This is a genomic window from Variovorax sp. F042 (genome assembly GCF_057814215.1).
This window is the reverse complement of record NZ_JBVASX010000003.1, coordinates 107,503-127,446: the sequence shown is the minus strand read 5'-3', so window position 1 is coordinate 127,446 and position 19,944 is coordinate 107,503. Positions and strand designations below refer to the sequence as shown.

Here is a 19,944-nt window from a genome sequence, read left to right as displayed (position 1 = left end):
CATTTGCTTGACGTCATTCAGCGGCAAACGGAGACTGCGATGACGATGAAGAAACTTCTGTGGCCTTTCGCAGGCATCACCGTACTCATCATCATTGCAGTGCTGGCTCTTGCGCTGTGGCCCACGACCACGCGGGACATCGCCGCCGCGTCCGACAGCAATTCGAAAGCCTTGGTCGACAAGGGCCGCTACCTGGCCCAGGCCGGCGATTGCGTGGCCTGCCACACGTCGCCGGGCGGAACGCCATTCGCCGGCGGGCTGCCGCTGGCTTCGCCCATCGGTGCGATGTACAGCACCAACATCACGCCGGATCGCGACAGCGGCATTGGCAACTACACGCTCGCCGACTTCGATCGCGCGGTGCGCCACGGCATCCGGATCGACGGCGATTCGCTGTACCCCGCGATGCCTTACCCGTCGTATGCGCGCATGAGCGACGACGACGTCCGCGCGCTGTATGCCTTTTTCATGCACGGCGTGGCGCCGGCCCAATCCCAGGCGCATCCACGCGGCATTCCCTGGCCGCTGTCGATGCGCTGGCCGATGGCGCTGTGGCGCAAGGCATTCGCGCCGCAGCCGGATGCAGTGGCCTTCGACCCCGCCCGCTATGCCGACATGTCGGTGGCGCGCGGTGCATATCTGGTGCAGGGCCTGGGGCATTGCGGCAGTTGCCATACGCCGCGCGCGCCGACGATGCAGGAGAAGGCGCTGGACGAGTCCAGCCCCGAGTACCTGGCCGGCGGTCCGCTCATCGACGGATGGGTGGCGGTGAACCTGCGCGGCAATCCGGCGGACGGACTGGGCGCCTGGTCGGCCGCCGACATCGTCTCGACCTTGCGCAGCGCACGCAATGCATCGCATGCAGTGGTCGGCGGTGCGATGAACGATGCCATCGTGCACAGCACGCAGCACCTGAGTGACGACGACCTGAAGGCGATTGCCGCATTCCTCAAGGCGCTGCCGCCCTCGGCGCACTCGCCATCGTCGTTCAATGCCGACCCTGCGACCGCCAAGGCGCTGTGGCAGGGCGTCAACTCGGCGCGCGGCGCCGAGCTGTACGTCGACAACTGCGCGGCCTGCCATCGCAGCGACGGTCTGGGCTACGCGCAGGTGTTTCCGCGCATCGCCGGCAATTCCACCGTGCTGGCTGGCGACCCGAGCTCGGTGATTCGCCTGATCCTCGAAGGCAGCAAATTGCCCGCCACGCGCGTCGCGCCATCGGAGCTCGGCATGCCCGGCTTCGGCTGGCGCCTGTCGGACGACGAAGTGGCACAGCTCGCGAGCTTCACGCGCCAGAGCTGGGGCAACAAGGCTTCGGCCGTGCAGGCCGCGCAAGTCGGCGCGATCCGCAGCGCCATCGAGAAGGAGCGGTCCGCGCAGGCCGCTCCCGCGCGTTGACCGATCGCCTCATGAACCCAGACAGGAGCACGCCCGTGACCGCACCGGACTCATCGCAACCACCGTCATCGAGGCGCCAGTTGTTCAAGGGCTTGGGCGCCGCCACCCTCGCCGTCGCGGTGCTTCCCGGGTGCGACACCCGGCAGGCGACGGCCGCGCAAGGCGAAGCGGCCGCGAGCAACCCGGCACCGAGCACCTATTCGCCGCGCTTCTTCACCGCAGGCGAATGGGCCTTCGTCAACGCCGCCAGCGCGCGATTGATTCCGAACGATGCATCGGGCCCGGGAGCGGTGGAAGCCGGCGTGCCCGAGTACATCGACCGGCAGATGGACACGCCCTGGGCCACCGGCAAGCTCTGGTACATGCAAGGGCCGTTCAACGCCGACGCGCCGGCCACGATGGGCTATCAGTCCCAGCTCACGCCGCAGCAGATCTATCGGCTGGGAATCGATGCCGCCAACGGCTTCGTGCAGAAGGCGCAAGGCAAATCCTTCGTGCAACTTGCGGCGGACGCGCAAGATGCGGCGCTGCATGAAATCGAATCGGGCAAGGCCGTGTTCGACGCCGTGCCGGCCCAGCTGTTCTTCTCGATGCTGCTGCAGAACGTGCGCGAAGGCTTCTTCGCTGATCCGGTGCATGGCGGCAATCGCGGTCTCGCGGGCTGGAAGCTGATCGGGTTTCCCGGTGCGCGCGCCGACTTCATGGACTGGGTCGAGCGCGACGTGAAGTACCCGCTGCCACCCGTGGCCTTGAGCGGGCAGAGAGGCTGAGCATGGCCGGCAACACGATGAAGAAAGCCGACGTGGTGATCGTCGGCTTCGGCTGGACCGGCGCGATCATGGCCAAGGAGCTGACCGAGGCCGGCCTGAACGTGGTCGCGCTCGAGCGCGGCCCGATGCAGGACACGGCCACCGACGGCATCTACCCCAAGGTGCTGGACGAGCTCACCTACAACATCCGCCGCAAGCTGTTCCAGGACATCTCGCGCGAGACGGTGACCATTCGCCATGGCGTGAACGACACGGCACTGCCCTATCGGCAGCTGGGTGCCTTCCTGCCCGGTACCGGTGTCGGTGGCGCGGGGCTGCACTGGTCGGGCGTGCACTTTCGCGTCGACCCTGCGGAGCTGCGCCTGCGCAGCCACTACGAAGAGCGCTACGGCAAGAAGTTCATTCCCGAGGGCATGACGATCCAGGACTTCGGCGTCAGCTACGAAGAGCTGGAGCCGCATTTCGACTTCGCCGAGAAAGTATTCGGCACCTCGGGCACCGCATGGACCGTGGCCGGCCAGAAAGTGGGCGAAGGCAAGGGCGGCAACCCGTTCGCGGCAGACCGCTCGCACGCCTTTCCGTTGCCCGCGCAAAAGCGCACGGTGTCGGCACAGCGCTTCGGCGATGCCGCGGGCAAGCTGGGCTATCACCCCTACGACCTGCCGTCGGCCAACGCCTCCGGGCCGTACACCAATCCGTACGGCTGCCAGATGGGGCCGTGCAACTTCTGCGGCTACTGCAGCGGTTACGTCTGCTACAACTATTCGAAGGCCTCGCCCAACGTCAATGTGCTGCCGGCGCTGCGCCAGGTGCCGAACTTCGAGCTGCGCACGCATGCGCACGTGCTGCGCGTGAACCTCGCGGCCGATCGCCGCACCGCCACCGGCGTTACCTATGTCGATGCGCAAGGGCGCGAGGTGGAGCAGCCGGCGGACATCGTCGTCATCTGCGCGTTCCAGTTCCACAACGTGCGGCTGATGCTGCTGTCGGGCATCGGCACGCCCTATGACCCGGCGACCGGCAAGGGCACCGTCGGGCGCAACTTCGCCTACCAGAACATGGCGACGATCAAGGCCTTCTTCGACAAGGACGTGTACGCCAACCCCTTCATCGGCGCGGGCGGCAACGGCGTGGCGATCGACGACTTCAATGCCGACAACTTCGACCACGGCCCGTTCGGCTTCGTCGGCGGCTCGCCGATGTGGGTCAACCAGGCTGGCGTGAAGCCGATCAGCGGCATCTCGCTGCCCGAGGGCGCACCCGGCTGGGGCAGTGCGTGGAAGCAGGCCGTTGCCGACAACTACACGCACACGATGTCGATGGATGCGCACGGCGCGCACATGAGCTACCACGACAACTACCTGAGCCTGGACCCGACCTACAAGGACGCCTGGGGCCTGCCGCTGCTGCGCATGACCTTCGACTGGAAGGACAACGACGTCCGTATGACCCGCTTCATGGCCGAGAAGATGCACGGCATCGCCGAGGCGATGGGCCCGAAGGCGGTGCGCGTGTTCGTCAAGAACTTCGGCGAGCACTTCGACACGACGAGCTACCAGACCACCCACCTCAACGGCGGCGCGATCATGGGCACCGACCCGGGCACCAGCGCGATCAACCGCTACTTGCAGAGCTGGGACGTGCACAACGTCTTCGTGCCCGGCGCGTCGGCCTTCCCGCAGGGGCTGGGCTACAACCCGACCGGCCTGGTGGCGGCGCTGACCTACTGGTCGGCCAAGGCGATCCGCGAGCGCTACATCGCCAGGCCCGCGGCGCTGGCCTGACCTGCAAGAGCTACTGCAGCACTTCCTCGGTAGTCACCTCGAACCGCTGCAGCGTGTTCGCGCCGAACACCATCGTGATCGGCACGTCCGCCGCGTCGCGCCCGCGCGCGATCACCACTCGGCCGATGCGCGGCGTGTTGTGCCGCGCGTCGAAGGTGTGCCAGCGGTTGCCCAGGTACACCTCGAACCACGCGCTGAAGTCCATCGGAAAGCGCACCGGCGGAATGCCGATGTCGCCGAGGTAGCCCGTGACGTAGCGCGCCGGTATGTTCATGCAGCGGCACAGCGTGATTGCAAGGTGCGCGAAGTCGCGGCACACGCCCGTGCGCTCGCGAAAACCCTCCAAAGCGGTGCGCGTGGCCCGTGCATTCTGGTAGTCGAAGCGCAGATGCCGGTGCACGAAGTCGCAGATTGCCTGCACGCGCGACCAGCCCGGCGCCACGTTCGAGAAGTTGGCCCAGGCGAACTGCAGCAATTCGCCGTCGACCTCGCAATAGCGGCTCGGCAGCACGAAAGGCAGCGTCTCCACCGGCAGGTCGGCCGCCGCATGCTCGCTGGCGCTGAAGTCCACCGGGTCGGGCCAGCCCGTGTCGAACACCACCGCGTGGTTGCGCAAACGCACGCTGCTCACCCCTACGGGCACGTGCACGCGCGCGCAGCTGTTGCCGAAGCTGTCCTGGTAGTGGTCGGTGGCCATCGGCGGGCTGAGGGTGATGTTCTCGCCGCCTTGCAGGTCCTGGGCACGCGACGGGTGCACCTGCAGCATGTAGATCACCGCCGTGGGGGCGGTGACGCCGAGTTCGATGTCGAAGCCGATCCTGATCTGCATGGGGTTCTTTCTTCCCTGAGGGGATCCGGGCGGTGCGGCCGGTGCGCGAGGCAGTGCGATGAAAGACAAGCACGATCAGTGCCGTCCCGTGGGCCCATGCTATGCGACGAATCTTTCAGGCTCCACGGCCAGTACCCGCGAAGCAGCGTAGGCGGGTGCGATGCGTTGTCGGTGCGCTCCTACCTTGCACGCACTCTTTCTCCCACAGACGGGGGAGGGCGGCCACTACGGGTCGCGCGCGGTGCGAAACATAACCTTGCAATTCGCTTGCATCCCTGGAGGGACCTATGGAGCTTTCATCGTTTTTCGACACGCTCGCCAGCACCTGGGGCGACGAAATCCTCGTGTGGGCCGTTGCCGCCGTGGCAGGCTGCATATGCCTCGTCGCCGTGGTCAACGTGCTCGACATGTTCCTCGACAGCAACAACGAAACAGGCTGAGTGCCCACCCCATGAAAGATTCCAGCAGATCCACGATGACGCCACAGAACAAGGCCGCTGCGGGCCGCCGCGCCAGCGCCACCAAGGCGAGCGACGGCAGCAACGCCAAGCAGCAGCAACTCGAAGGCTTCACCGTCGAGCATCCGACGACCCTCACCACCAACCAGGGTCTGCAGATACCGGACAACCACAACTCGCTGAAAGCGGGTGTGCGCGGCCCCACGCTGCTGGAAGACTTCATCCTGCGCGAGAAGATCACGCACTTCGACCACGAGCGCATTCCCGAGCGCGCCGTGCACGCCCGCGGCTCGGCGGCGCACGGCTACTTCCAGGTCTACAAGTCGATGTCGCAGTTCACCTGCGCCGACTTTCTCCAGGACCCGGACCAGAAGACGCCCGTTTTCGTGCGCTTCTCGACCGTGGCCGGCTCGCGCGGATCCGCCGATACGGTGCGCGACGTGCGCGGCTTCGCCGTCAAGTTCTATACCCGCGAGGGCAACTACGACCTCGTGGGCAACAACATTCCGGTGTTCTTCATCCAGGACGCGATGAAGTTCCCCGACCTCATCCATGCCGTGAAGCCCGAGCCGCACCACGAGATGCCGCAGGCCGCGAGCGCGCACGACACCTTCTGGGACTTCGCCTCGCTCATGCCCGAGAGCACCCACATGCTGATGTGGGCCATGAGCGACCGCGCCATTCCGCGCAGCCTGCGCATGATGGAAGGCTTCGGCGTTCATACCTTCCGCTTCGTCAACAGCCGCGGCGAGAGCCACTTCGTGAAGTTCCACTGGAAGCCCAGGCTCGGCATTCATGGCCTGGCATGGGACGAGGCGCAGAAGATCGCGGGTAAAGACGCCGACTTTCATCGCCGCGACCTGTGGGAAGCCATCGAGAACGGCGACTTCCCCGAATGGGAGCTCGGCGTACAGATGATTCCGCAGGACAAGGAACACTCGCTCGGCTTCGACCTGCTCGACCCCACCAAGCTGATTCCCGAAGAGATGGTGCCCGTGCAGAAGATCGGCAAGCTGGTGCTCAACCGCAACCCCGACAACTTCTTCGCCGAGACCGAGCAGGTGGCCTTCCATCCGGGCCACGTGGTGCCCGGCATCGACTTCAGCAACGACCCGCTGCTCCAGGGCCGCCTCTTCTCGTACACCGACACGCAGATCTCGCGGCTGGGCGGCGCCAACTTCCACGAGCTGCCGATCAACAAGGGCGTGTGCCCGTTCCACAACTTCCAGCGCGACGGCATGCACCGGCAGACCATCGCACGAGGGCAGGTGGCCTACGAGCCCAACACGCTGGGCAGCGGCACGGAGTTTCGCGTGGACGGCGGCCAGCACGGCTTCCAGTCTTTCCCCGAAGAGATCGATCCGCCCAAGGTGCGCCGCCGCAGCCCGTCGTTCGACGACCACTTCACGCAGGCGCGCCTGTTCTTCAACAGCCAGAGTGCGGCCGAGAAGGAACACATCATCGGGGCCTTCCGCTTCGAGCTGTCGAAGCTCGAAGTGCCCGCCATCCGCCAGCGCATGGTCGACAACCTCGCGCACGTGGACGAGAAGCTCGCGCGCCGCGTGGCCGAGCCGCTTGGCATCGGCGAGCCCGATGCCAAGGCGGCGGCAGGCCGCGCGGGCTTTCGTGACCACCGCATCGAGTTGCCCATCGACGAATCGCCCGCGCTCAGCATGGCCGACACCGGAGACGGTTCGATCCGCACGCGCAAGATCGCGATCCTCGTGGCCGACGGTGTCGACTCGGCTTCGCTGAAGCCGATACGCGATGCGCTCGAACAGGCTGGTGCGCAATGCAAGGTCGTCGGGCCGCGTCTGGGCACCGTGGCCAGCGCGTCGAAGCGGCAGATCGAAGTCGACATGACGTTCGCGAACACGCCGTCGGTGATGTTCGATGCGGTGCTGGTGCCAGCCGGCGGCGAAAGCGTCGCTGCATTGGCGGGCATTGGCGATGCGGTGCATTTCGTGCTGGAGGCCTACAAGCACTGCAAGGCGATCTGCACCGTGGGCGAGGGCGTGCAGCTGCTCTCGACGCTGGGCATTGCCGCCGACTCCGATGCTCCAGCAGGCGTGATCGTGGCCGCCACGCCGGTCACCAACCTGGGCGATGCGACTGCCGCAACGCAGATCGCGCATGACTTCATCGCCGCCATCGCGAAGCATCGCCATTGGGATCGCGTGAACATCGACGCGGTACCGGCCTAGCAAGCTTTTGACGTACCTGTCTGCAGGCCGCAATGCGGCCTGCAGCGCGTGGCGCGTCGCGCCGACGCAGGCAATCAAGCAGGCAATCACCCATGACGAGTCCGGGTTTCTCGGGGGCTACACACATGGTCCATATAAACGCGCGCTGTCTGCTCGCTGTTCCCCCTTCATTCAAAGAAACCCACATGACTCATCCCGCACTGAGGCCAACCTGGCAGTTCAAAGCTCTGGCACTGACACTGGTCCTTGCGCTGACCGCCTGCGGCGGCGGTGGTGGCGGGACCTCCTTCCCGCTGATCCCCGGGCCTTCTACGGGCACCACGCAGCCGAACACGCCGCCGTCGACAGACGCGCCGCCGCCGGTTGCGGAGCAGCCACCGCCCACATGTACTGCCGCCGTTCCGGCCAATGCCCCGGTCACGGCCATTTCATCCGTTCAAGGTACGGGCGACACGAGTCCTCTGGCAACGCAACCCGTGACCGTGCGTGGCGTGGTCGTCGGTGACTTCCAGAACACCGGCATCACGACCGTGAAGCTGAATGGATTCTTCATGCAGCAGCTCGTGCCCGATGCCGATCCGCTGACCTCGGAAGGTGTCTTTGTCTATGCACCGAACAACGCCACACGTGTGGCCGTTGGCGATTTCGTTCAGGTCTCCGGTGTGGTGACCGAGTTCGGCCAGACCGCGGGCGCCGGGGCAAAGCCCGACAGCCTCACGCAGATTGCGGGCACGACAGCGGACCCACTGGCCATCAGCGTCTGCGCTTCCGGCATTGCAATCAGCCCGACACAGATCACGCTGCCGGTGGCCAACGAATCAACGCTGGAGCGCTACGAAGGCATGCTGGTCGAAATTGCGCAGCCCCTGGCCGTGACGGAACTGTTCGAGCTGGGCCGCTATGGCCAGATGGTGCTGGCACTGAACGGACGGCAGTTCAACGCCACCAACGGCAACGCGGCGGCAACCCATGCGCAGAACCTGCTTTCGCGCATCGTGCTGGACGATGGCTCATCGCGCCAGAACCCGAACCCCATTCCGTACCTGAGCGCAGCAGGCACCGACGGCACCCGACGCATCGGCGATACGACGCAGAAAATCACCGGCATCCTGAGCCACAACTTTGCGGCCTATCGCATCCAGCCGACGGTGGCGCCCGTGTTCGCGCAGGCCAATCCGCGCTCGCCGACCGCACCGGTGGTCAGCGGCCCGCTCAAGGTGGCCAGCTTCAACGTGCTCAACTACTTCACCACGTTCGTGAACGGAGAAACCTCATCGGGCCAGACCGGCCAGGGTTGCTCGTTCGGCACCGGTCCCGCGTCCGCGGCCAACTGCCGCGGCGCGAACAACCTGAACGAGTTCCAGCGGCAGCAGGCCAAGATCGTGGCCGCCATCGCAGGCCTCGATGCCGACGTGGTGGGCCTGATGGAAATCCAGAACTCCGACGTGGCAACGAACGACCTGCTGGCGGCCCTCAACGCCAAGGTCGGCCCGAACACCTATGCCGCGGTCAACAGCGGCGTGTTCGGCACGGATGCCATCAAGGTGGACATCCTGTACAAGCCCGCGAAAGTCCAGCGCGTGGGCAACGCCGTTCTTCCGACGGGCACGGACCTGGCCGACTACACCGCTGCAAGCGGACGCCCGCCACTGGCCCAGCGATTCAGCGCCGTGGGCAACAACGGCGGCTTCTGGTTCGTGGTCAACCACCTGAAGAGCAAGGGCAGCTGCCCGACCACGGGCGACATCGACCAGGGGCAGGGCTGCTTCAACCTGGCGCGTACCCAGCAGGCGAACGCACTGAACAGCTTCGTCGCCAAGCTCAAGGCCATGGACGAGGACGAGACCGACGTACTGATGATGGGCGACTTCAACAGCTACCTGCTGGAAGACCCGACCAAGGTGCTCGAAGCCGCCGGCAACGAAAGCCTGCTCAAGCGCATGCCCGCCGACAACCGGTACACCTATGTCTTCGGCGGCGAAACCGGCGCACTCGACCATGCCTATGCATCGTCTTCGCTGGGCTCGCAGGTCAGCGGCGTGAGCGTGTGGCACATCAACGCCGACGAGCCCACCGCGCTGGACTACAACACCGACTTCACGACCGACGACCGCTATGCGCCCACGCCCTTCCGGGCATCGGACCATGACCCTGTGCTTGTCGCCCTGACCCTGGCGGCCGATGCCGCGGTGACGCAACCCATCGTCAGTGCGTCGGTCCCGACGGCCGCGAAGGTCGGGGAAGCCTACAGCGTGAACATCTTCGAAGCCACACCCGGCGGCGCGACCACGCTGACTTCTCTTGCAGTCGATTGGGGAGACGGCAGCGGCGCCACGACAGCGCCCGGCACCGGCACGGTGACGCATACCTACGCGGCCGCGGGCACCTACAACGTGGTGACCACGCTGACCAACTCCGCCGGCCAGACCGCAACGCAATCGAGCAGCGTGAACGTGAGCGCGGTGGTCGTGGTAGTACCTCCCGGAGCGCCGGATCTGTTCTTCAGCGAATACGTGGAAGGCACGGCGAGCAACAAGGCGATCGAGATCTACAACCCGACCGCATCGGCGGTGGACCTGAGCCTGTATACCGTCAGGCTGTATTCCAACGGCACGGCCACGCCGCCAACCAACTCCCAGGTGCTTTCCGGCTCCCTGCCTGCTGGTGGTGTTCTGGTGCTGGCGAACGCCAGTGCGACGGCTGCCTTCAAGCCCGCAGGCACGCTCACCAGCGGCGTAGTCAACTTCAATGGCGACGATGCCCTGACGCTGGAAAAATCGGGCGTGGTCATCGATCGCTTCGGTCAAGTCGGCTTTGACCCTGGAACCGAATGGACCGTCGGCGGAGTCGGCACACTGAACCGGACCCTGCGCCGCAAGCCCGATATCAAGGCGGGGGATCGCAACCCGGGCCTCGCTTTCGATCCGTCGGTGCAATGGATCGGTTTGCCGGAGGACACCTCCGACGGCCTGGGCGCGCACACGGTAAATTGACCTGGCGCAAGCACCCTCTTAGTCCTTTAGCGCTAGACCGTATTGAGAATAGGCGCGGCAGGAGGCCGCTCCTAGACTTTCCCCCCGAGGCCTGAACGGCGCGCACTCCCGCGGCGTCGAACATCCGCAGCAGCGGATGCATGGGCCGCACGCAGGGGGTTCAATGGCGTGGTTTTCAAGATGGGGATGGGAGCGCCCTGCACGTCATCGTGCGGGCTTCGCAGGTGCGCTCGGTCTGGCTGGCATTCTTCTCCTGGGCTACGGCTCTTTGGCATCGGCGCAGCAGGCGACGAGCGCCGAAGCCGCGGCCAGCAAGATGGAGCAGGCCCGACTGGCCGACACCGACACCTTGCTGGCATTGACCAGCGAAGGCGCTGTTCTCTATGGGCAGGACGCGGTCAAGCTCTCGGGCTACCAGTACTGCAGCCAGGCCGTTGCGCTGGCCGAGGCCGGCGAGTTTCGCCAGAGCGTGCGCGCCGCGAGCAAGGCGCTGCACCTGGCCAACGCCACCAACGACCCGAACCTGATGGCCATGGCCAATCGCGACCTGGCCATCGTCTACAGCTACTCGGGCCAGCTCGAAAAAGCCGAAGAGTTCGCACGCGAAGCGCTCAGGCACCAGGCGCGCGACCCCAAGCTGGTGGTCGGCCCCGTGCAGAAGGTGATCGGCGATGTGCGCACGCGCCGCGGCGATTTCTCCGGCGCGGTTCTCAGCTATGACGAGGCGCTGGCCAACAGTTCGCAGCGCTATGCGCCGCTGGTGCAGGCCTCGCTGGTCAACGCGCTGATCGAATCGGGCGACCCCGCACGGGCACGCGAAGTGCTCGGCACCATGGCGCCGCCGAAGGACGCACCGCTCACCGCGCAGCTCGACCGCACTCGCGCCCGTCTGTTGCTGGCCGAAAACAAGCCGGCCGAGGCGCGCGACATGTACCGCGCGCTCACGGCGCGCCAGGTCGGCGCGGACACCGAGTACTACCGCCTCTGGGCCTGGGACGGTGTGGCGCGCAGCGAACTCGCGCTGGGCCAGAAGCAGGCCGCAGCCGAGGCCGTGGGCCGCGCGCTGGGCGATGTCGACAAGGTGCGCGCCAAGTTCCGCAGCGAAGAATTCAAGATGGGCCTGTTCTCGGACCTGCAGACGGTGTTCGAGCGCGGCGTGGCCGTCTACAGCGACGCTGGCGATGCGCGGGCTGCATTCGAGGTGAGCGAGCACAGCCGCTCGCGCGCGCTGCTCGACGCGGTGCGCGGCCGCGCGAAGATCAACGAGCAGGCCGCCAACACCGTCGACCTTGCCACGCTGCAGCGCACGCTGGCGCCCGACGAACGCGTAGTGCAGTTCCACTCGCTGCCCGACCGGCTCGTGGTGTGGGTCGTGAGCTCCGGCAACATCACCGAGAAGACGGTGGCGGTGAAGCGCGACGAGCTCAACGAGCTGGTCGAGACTTTCCGCAACTCCATCGTGCGCGGCCGCCGCACCGCCATCACCAACGCCGACAAGCTGGGCGCCGCGCTGCTCGGGCCGCTCGGCCTGGCACCGGGGCAGCGGCTGATCGTGGTGCCGCACGGGCCTTTGCACTACCTGCCGTTCCAGGCGCTGCGGCTCGATGGCCGCTACGTCATCGAGACGCATCCGGTGGCGGTAGCGCCGTCGATCAGCATCGCGGTGCAGCTCGCTCAGCGCACGCCGCGCGTGAGCGCATCGCTCACGGCCTTCGGCAATCCGCGCATCGAGGACAAGTACGACCTGCCCGGCGCCGAGACCGAAGTGAAGCAGCTCGCGCAGCTGTTCCCGCGCAACACCGTGTACATGGGCGCGGCCGCCACCAAGACGCAGTTCCGCGACGTGGCCTCGCGCTCGCCGCTGATGCACGTGGCGGCGCACGCCGAGGCGGACGCGGTCGATCCGCTGTACTCGCGCATCCTGCTGGCCAACGAAGGCGGCAAGCAGAATTTTCTGGAGGCGCACGAGATCCTCGAGCTGCCGATGGACGGCACCGCGCTGGTCACGCTGTCGGCCTGCGAATCGGGACTGGGGCGTATCGCGCAGGGCGATGAGGTGCTGGGCTTCACGCGCTCGTTTCTCTCGGCTGGAAGCTCCAGCCTGATCGCCTCGCTGTGGCCGGTGTCTGACGACGCGACCGCGGTGCTCATGAGCACGCTCTACGGCGAGCTGGCCAAGGGACGCGACATCCAGAAGGCCATGCAGGCCGGGCAACTCGCTGTATTGAAGGACCCAAAGATGTCCCATCCCTTCTTCTGGGCGCCGTTCAATTTGATCGGTAACTGGCGCCTGACGGTGGGGAGCTGAGCCATGCGCAATGCCATGAAAAGAAACCGCTCTCTTGCTCTTGATCCGCGCAGCGCACTGCGTCCCGTTGCCTGGGCCGCCGGCGCGCTGGTGTCGGCCATGTTCTTCATGGCTGCCGATCGCGCGCATGCCCAGGAGCAGGCGCAGGCCGAGCCGCAAGCCACGTCGGCCAACGATGCCGGCGACAGCACCGAACTGCTGCCCATCAAGGACCCCTGCGGCACCTGCGACCGTCCGCTGGCACAAGCAACGGGCGCCGTCGCACCGCAGAGCCTTCCGGCACCGCCGCGCCCCACTGGCGCCACATTCAAGCTCAACGACCTGCGGCTCAACGGCGTCAAAGCGTTGACCAACGAAGAGCTGCAGACCATCACCGGCCCCTACATCGGCCGCGACGTCACGCTCACCGACCTCGAAGAGCTGGCGAAGGCCATCACCGCCCGCTACAAGGAACGAGGCTACTTCCTCGCACAGGCCGTGGTGCCGGTGCAGACCGTGCGCGACGGCATCGTCGAGATCAGCGTCATCGAAGGCCGCCTCGGCAAGGTCGACGTGGTGGTCGCGCCCGATGCGCCCATTGCCGAGTCGCGCGTGCGCGGCTTCCTCGCGCCACTGCAGCCCGGCGAGGCCGTGAGCGCGCCGGCTTATGAACGCGCGATGCTGCTGCTGTCCGACCAGCCTGGCGTCAAGGTGTCCTCGGGACTGCAGGAAGGCGCGCAGGCCGGCACCACCGACCTGTCGGTCGAAGTGGCCGCCGCGCCGCGCTGGGCCTTCACGGCCGAGGCCGACAACCACGGCACAAAGGAATCGGGCCGCTACCGCGTGGGCGGCACGGCGCGCTGGCTCAGCCCCTTCGGCATCGGCGACAACCTCGACATGCGCGTGATGGTGTCCGACAGCAACGCGCTGCAATACGGCCGCATTGCCTACGAGGCGCCCATCGGCACCAGCGGGCTGCGCGCGGGCGTTGGCCTGTCGCGGGTGAGCTATGAGCTTGGCGGCCAGTTCGTCGACCTCGATGCACGCGGCCGTGCCAACGTGCTCGATTTTTCGCTGAACTATCCGCTGATCCGCCAGCGCCAGCAGAACCTGTTCCTGCGCCTGGGTGTCGACGTGAAAGACCTCACCGACGAACTGCGCGCGGCCGACTTCAGCTCGAAGAAGCGCGTCAACGGCCTGAGCCTGGGATGGACCTGGGAGCGCCGCGACGAACTTCTGGGCGGCGGCTACTGGGCCAGTTCGGGCACGCTGTACCACGGCAACCTTTCGATCCGCGACCCGGAAAGCCGCGACTTCGATCGCAGCATCACGGGGCACAACACCGAAGGCGGCTTCACCAAGCTGAGCTTCCAGCTCTCGCGCCTGCAGGCCATCGTGCCGCGCCACTCGCTGTACCTGTCGCTGGGCGGCCAGTGGGCCAGCAAGAACCTCGACGCCTCGGAAAAACTCGCGCTCGGCGGCGCACGCGCGGTGCGTGCCTATCCCTCGGGCGAACTGCTGGTGGACCAGGGCGTGATCGGCACGGTCGAATGGCGCTGGTCGCTCAACGAAGAGCTCACGCCCTTTCTGTTCTACGACGCGGCGCACGGAAAGATCGTGCGCAACCCGACGCCCTACGACGGCGTCAACAGCCACAGCCTGCGCGGCTACGGCGTGGGCCTGAGCTGGTCGCGGCCGGGCAATTTCTCGATCAACGCCACGCTCGCCTGGCGCGCGGGTACGCCGCCCGCGCAGACCGATGGCGGTGGCCGCAACCCGAGGCTGTACGTGCAGCTCATCAAGGCGTTCTGACCATGAAGCAACGCAATCGATTTCCACAGCGGCTTCAACTGCGGCCCATCGCGCTGTCGCTGATCTGTGCGGGCGCGGCCCCGGCCATGGCGCAGGTGTTGCCCACCGGCTTCACGCCCATTGCCGGCGGCGTCACGATGACGCAGAGCGGCAACGTGATGAGCATCACCCAGCCGTCCCTGCGCGGTATCGCCAGCTGGCAGACCTTCTCCATCGGCGCGACCAACACGGTCAACATCGCGCAGCCGAGCACGCGTGCAGTGCTGCTCAACCGCGTGGTGGGTGACGGCGGCACCATCCAGGCATCGCGCATCGACGGCACGCTGAAGACTTCGCTGATCGGCAGCCCGAACCTGCCCGGCGGCAGCGTGTTCCTCATCAACCCGAGCGGCATCGTGTTCGGCAAGGGCTCGTCGGTCAACGTGGGCGGGTTGGTCGCGTCCACGCTGGACATCGCCAACAGCAACTTCATGCCCGCGGGCTCGGAGAACAAGGCCTTCGACAAGAGCGAGCAGCTTGTCTTCGTCGGTCCCTCGGGCAGCATTGCGCAGGTGAGGGTGGAGGGCGGCGCGTCGATCACCGCATCGCCGGGCGGCACCGTGGCGCTGGTCGGCGGCTCGGTGCGCAACGACGGCGAGATCAACGTCGCGCGCGGTTCGGTGGGCCTGGTGTCGGCCAGCAAGCTCACGATGAACCTCGACTTCGACGGCGACGGGCTCACGACCTTCAAGGTGCCGCTGGATGGGCAGACCACTTTCAAGCTCGCGGACCTGCAGGCCGCTGACGAGAGCAAGTCGACGACCGCGCAGCTCATGAACACCAGCAACATCACGGCCAATGGCGGTCGCGTGGTGCTGATGGCGGCTGCGGCGGATGTCGATGCACGCCAGCTCGTGGTGAGCCAGACCGGCGTGATCCGGGCTCTCTCGCTGTCCACGCGCAACGGCGAGATCGTGCTCGACGGCGGCCAGTCGCCGGCGCGCTCGAACGAGATGCTGCTCGGCGGCACTCTGGACGCGACGGGCACCGAGGCGGGCGTGGCCGGCGGCTCGATCACCGCGAGCGCGGACTACGTGCGCCTGTCCGGCCTGACCGCCGATGCAAGCGGCAGCAAGGGCGGGCAGATCCAGGTAACGGGCAACAGCGCAGTGAGCATGTCGTCCGATTCGGTGCTGCGCGCGAACGCAACCGGTGCCAACGGGCAAGGCGGCACGGTAGACCTGAGCGCCGACTACACGCACGTCTCCGGCCAGCTCCAGGCGCGCGGTGCGGGCAGCGGCGCGGGCGGCACCATCACCACGACGGCGCGGCAGGTCGAGGTGACCGAGCTGGCGCAGATCGATGCGGCGGGCGGTGCGAGCGGTGCCAACGGGACCTGGGTGGTCGAATCGAAGGGCACGCTCAATGTGGACAACACTGTGCCGCCCTACGACCCGTCGGACTACGCGCAGAACACGGCCGACACGCGCATCAGCACGACAGCCATCGGCAACACGCTGGGCCGCTCGACCGACGTGACGCTGCGCACCGGCTCCAACGATGGCGAGTCGCACGACGTGCGATTCCAGGACAACGCGAGCATCGTCAAGTCGCAGGGGCGCGACGCGCGGCTCACGGTCGATTCGCTGCGCGACATCCAGATGTCCAGCGGCTCGTCGATCCGCTCGGAAAGCGGCGCGCTGCACGTGGACTTCAACGCCAATTCAGGCGGCGGCACCGACGGCGGCGTGATCGAGCTCAACAACGCGAGCATCGCCACCAACGGCGGCAACATCCGCTTCTATGGGCAGAGCGACGCGGCCAACGGCTATGCGGTCGGCGGCATCGCGCCCACCGATGGCGGGCCGAATATCGGCCGCGCGGGCATCTCGCTCTTCGACAGCACGCTGAACACCTGCGCGATGGCCTCGGGCGCCTGCGGCGGCAGCGGCTCGATCGTGCTGCGCGGGCAGGGCTCCAGCAGCTCGGCCGGCGATCCGAACTACTACGTGAGCGCTGACGGCGTGCAAGTCTCGGGCAGCAGCCTGGCCACCGGCGCGGGCAACATCGCGATCACCGGCGCGGGCGGCATCGGCGCGGGCGGCGTGCTGCTGGACGGCACCGAGAGCAACGACACGGTGCTGCGCACCGGCACAGGCGATGTGAACATCACCGGCAGCTCGCGCAGCTGGACGGCCACGGACCCCGTCGCGGTGTACGGCAGCACTGTGGACTTCGTCGACAGTTCCTTCCCTGACGTGACCACGGGCAACATCGGCGGCATCTCGATGCGCGGCGCGATCATCGATGCCGGCGGCCGCGTGGCCATCGACGGCACCGGCAGCGACATGCAGGGCCTGACGGCGAACAGCGCCTTCCTGACCTCGGCATCGGCCGCCAACGGCGGCGCCGGCGTGAGCTACGGCGCGGGCAACGGCGTTTCCATCCTCGGGGGCAGCATCACGGCCGGCAAGGGGCGCGACGTGTCGATCTCGGGCACGGCGGGCGGCAAGGGCTTCGACGTGGCGAACGGCGCCGCGACCGTCGGCAACGACGCATCGGCGGTGGTGCTCGGAATGGAAGCCGGCGGCACCGTGCGCGCCGAGGGCGGGCGCATTGCCATCGACGGCCGCGGCGGCGACGTGCGCGTGGGGCGCGTGAACCTGCGCGACCTGGAGTCGGGCACCACCATCCTGCCGGTGCTCGACGTCTCGAGCAGCACCGGCGCGGGCGGCACCGTCAGCCTCAACGGGCGCAACGTGCTGGTGACCGATTCGTTCGACAACGTGACCACCATCGACGCCGGCGGCGCGGGCCAGTCCGGCACCATCGACGTGCGCGCCACCGGCACCATCGCCATCAGCGATCAGGCCAGCCTGCGCGCCGACGCGAAGTCGGCCACGGGCAACGGCGGCACGGTGAACGTGATCGCGGGCGACACGCTGCGCGGCTACGGCAGCCTGTCGGCGCGCGGCGGCAGTGCTGGCGGCAACGGCGGCAGCATCGAGACCTCGGCGCAGCACTTCGACCTGACTGGCCTGCGCGTGGACGCCTCGGCGCCCGTGGGCAGCGCGGGCTCCTGGGTGATCGATCCGTTCAACGTCAACATCGCGCACGGCACCGCCTCGGGCAGCCTCACGGGCAACCCCTTCGACCCGCTGGCCAACTCGACCATCCAGGACGGCGACATCAACAACGCGCTCGACGGCGGCACCAGCGTGACGATCACCACCGGCACGGGCGGCAATGCCTTCGACGGCAACATCACTTTCGCGGCCGATGCCGCCATCGTGCGCAGCAAGGGCGCCGCGCCGCTGACCTTCGAGCTCGACGCGGCGCATAACATCAACGCCTTCAACAACAACTCGATCCAGTCCAACTCCGGTGCGCTCAACGTGGTGTTCAACGCGGGCGTGGGTGGTCAGAACGGATCGATCTTCCTGAGCGGCATGACGATCGCCACCAACGGCGGCAACGTCACGATGACGGCTGACACCCGCCCGACGGGCAATACGGCCATCCAGATGACCAACACGACGATCGACACGCGCACCACGGCGCTGGGCGATGCGGGTCCCGGCGGCTCGGTGCAGATCACAGGCCAGCGCGGCACGCCCACCTTCTCGGGCTTCACCGCGACGGTGCAGCTCAGCGGCGTCGGCATCCAGAGCAGCACCGGCGACGTGTCGATCTCGGGCACCGCTCCGGGCGGCACCGGCGTGCGCATCGGCGCGGGCACCGGGCCCAGCCAGATCCTCACCACCAGCGGCGACATCTCGATCTACGGCACCGGCAGCGGCGTGACGGACCCCAGCACAGGGCCGCTTGCCGTGCAGGCCGTCGATCTCAGCAACGTCACGGTGCGCAGCATCGACGGCAATATCGGCATCCGCGGCCTCGTGACGCCAGGTGCCCAGAGCGGCACGTCGGGCGGCGTGCTGATCGCCAACAACGCGCTGGTCACCACGCTCGGCGCGGGCAATATCGACGTCGCGGGCGAGTCGCAGGCCAACGGCACGGGCATCACCCTTGGCACCGGCGGGCGCATCGACGGCAACAACAATGTGGTGCTGCGCGCAAGCAACGACGGTTCGACCGACGCGCTCGTGCTGACCGGCACGGTGCGCGCGGGCAACGTGCTCAACCTTCGCCCCGGCGGCGTGGACGCTGCCGGCAACGCGGTCGACCGCACGGCCAACCCGATCACACTGGGCGGCACGGCGGCCACGGGCTTCGCGGTGTCGGCCGACGAGTTCACGCGGCTCGATGCGCCCACCATCGTCGCTGGCAGCAATGCCCATGCGGCAGACATCAACGTCGTCGGGCCGCTGAGCGTGCCCAACGCGCTCACGCTGCAGAACGGCGGTGGCGGCAACATCCAGCTTGGCGGCGCACTCACGGCGTCGAAGGTCGGGCTGATCTCGGGCGGCAACATCACGCAGACAGCCGCTGCGCCAATCACTGCCGGCACGCTGCTGGCACGCTCCACCGGCGGCAGCGTGCTGCTCGACCAGGCGGCGAACAACGTGAGCGCCGACACCGTGGGCGGCGGCGCGGCCGGGGCCTTCCGCTATGTCGATGTCGACACCGTGAAGCTGGGCTCGGTGAGCGTCACCGGCTACGACGCCGCCGGCAATGCGCCGCAGGTCGTGTCGGCCACCTCGATGGCGGCCGACACGGTGTTCGTGCGCACGCTGAGCGGCGACCTGCTGCTGGGCGCCAACGTGAGCAGCACGAGCGGCACCGATCTCGTGGCGGCCTCGCGCTTCCAGAACACCGGCGGCTACACGATCGGCGGCGCGCCGTGGCGCGTGTGGGCCGACACCTGGGTGGGCGAGACGCGCGGCGGCCTGGCGGGTTCGGGGCTGTACCCCAACCTGTACCACTGCGCCTACTCGGGCCTGTGCGCGGTGAGCATTCCCGCGGGTGCCAACCACTTCATCTACGCGCAGCAGCCGGTGGCGACGGTGATCGTCGCCAACGCGAGCCGGCCCTTCGGCTATCCGAACCCGCTGTTCAGCTACGGCATCGGCGGGCTCATTCTGGGCGACACGGGCGCGGGCTTCGCCGGCTTCCTGTTCTCGCCGGCACTGCAGGCCAGCCCGCAGGGCGCGTACCCGATCAATGGCACCTTCACCTCGGCCGAGGGCTATGCGGTCAATGTGGTGCCGGGCACCCTGTTCGTCGGCGGGCTGCCCAACCTGCCGCGCCCCGATGTGCTGCGCGACCTGCCCGCCACCTGGGTGTACGACCGCAACATCGGCCCGCCACCGATCTGCTTTGCCACCGGGCCGCTGGAAGGCGACCGCGCAACGCAGGGCAGCGACGTGCTGGCGCGCGAATGGTCGCGCGTGCGCTCGCGGCCCAACCTGTCGAGTTGCGTGGACACCGAGAAGCGCAACGGCTGCGCGGACTTCTGATCCGCGCCCG

Annotated in this window: 10 protein-coding genes; 9 read left to right on the top strand and 1 reads right to left on the bottom strand. The window is 67.4% G+C overall.

Features of this window, described 5'->3' with window-relative positions; all coding sequences use genetic code 11:
- The first annotated feature begins 45 nt into the window (after positions 1–45).
- Genes ACZYSP_RS13435 through ACZYSP_RS13425 form a run of 3 tightly spaced genes read left to right on the top strand, consistent with a single transcriptional unit; the run spans position 46 to position 3,952 of the window.
- Positions 46–1,398, top strand: a complete 1,353-nt coding sequence (locus tag ACZYSP_RS13435; protein WP_093077178.1) for a c-type cytochrome — start codon at positions 46–48, stop codon at positions 1,396–1,398.
- A 35-nt stretch (positions 1,399–1,433) separates the two neighbouring features.
- Positions 1,434–2,168, top strand: coding sequence for a gluconate 2-dehydrogenase subunit 3 family protein (locus ACZYSP_RS13430; protein WP_256216769.1), 735 nt, complete (start codon positions 1,434–1,436; stop codon positions 2,166–2,168).
- 2 nt (positions 2,169–2,170) lie between these two features.
- Positions 2,171–3,952 (top strand): GMC family oxidoreductase, encoded by a 1,782-nt coding sequence (locus ACZYSP_RS13425; protein ID WP_218149752.1) that lies wholly within the window; start codon positions 2,171–2,173, stop codon positions 3,950–3,952.
- 10 nt (positions 3,953–3,962) lie between these two features.
- Here the strand turns inward: ACZYSP_RS13425 and ACZYSP_RS13420 are convergent, their stop codons facing one another.
- Positions 3,963–4,781 carry a transglutaminase-like domain-containing protein gene (locus tag ACZYSP_RS13420; RefSeq protein ID WP_093077051.1) on the bottom strand — a complete coding sequence of 273 codons (819 nt, stop codon included), beginning with the start codon at positions 4,779–4,781 and terminating at the stop codon, positions 3,963–3,965.
- Between the two features lie 287 nt (positions 4,782–5,068).
- On the opposite strand from ACZYSP_RS13420, the gene ACZYSP_RS13415 reads away from it, so the two are divergent.
- The 6 genes from ACZYSP_RS13415 (at position 5,069) to ACZYSP_RS13390 (ending at position 19,934) form a co-directional block, all read left to right on the top strand.
- Positions 5,069–5,221, top strand: a complete 153-nt coding sequence (locus tag ACZYSP_RS13415; RefSeq protein ID WP_176928769.1) for a hypothetical protein — start codon at positions 5,069–5,071, stop codon at positions 5,219–5,221.
- Between the two features lie 35 nt (positions 5,222–5,256).
- Positions 5,257–7,443: a catalase HPII gene (gene katE / locus ACZYSP_RS13410; RefSeq protein ID WP_256216770.1), complete on the top strand. Its 2,187-nt coding sequence runs from the start codon at positions 5,257–5,259 to the stop codon at positions 7,441–7,443.
- 185 nt (positions 7,444–7,628) lie between these two features.
- Positions 7,629–10,436, top strand: a complete 2,808-nt coding sequence (locus ACZYSP_RS13405; protein ID WP_177192772.1) for an ExeM/NucH family extracellular endonuclease — start codon at positions 7,629–7,631, stop codon at positions 10,434–10,436.
- A 163-nt stretch (positions 10,437–10,599) separates the two neighbouring features.
- On the top strand, positions 10,600–12,744 hold the full coding sequence (locus tag ACZYSP_RS13400) for a CHAT domain-containing protein (protein ID WP_354337092.1): 2,145 nt from the start codon (positions 10,600–10,602) through the stop codon (positions 12,742–12,744).
- A gap of 15 nt (positions 12,745–12,759) precedes the next feature.
- Positions 12,760–14,535 (top strand): ShlB/FhaC/HecB family hemolysin secretion/activation protein, encoded by a 1,776-nt coding sequence (locus ACZYSP_RS13395; RefSeq protein WP_256216771.1) that lies wholly within the window; start codon positions 12,760–12,762, stop codon positions 14,533–14,535.
- Between the two features lie 2 nt (positions 14,536–14,537).
- On the top strand, positions 14,538–19,934 hold the full coding sequence (locus ACZYSP_RS13390; protein WP_093077058.1) for a two-partner secretion domain-containing protein: 5,397 nt from the start codon (positions 14,538–14,540) through the stop codon (positions 19,932–19,934).
- The last annotated feature ends 10 nt before the right edge of the window (positions 19,935–19,944 follow it).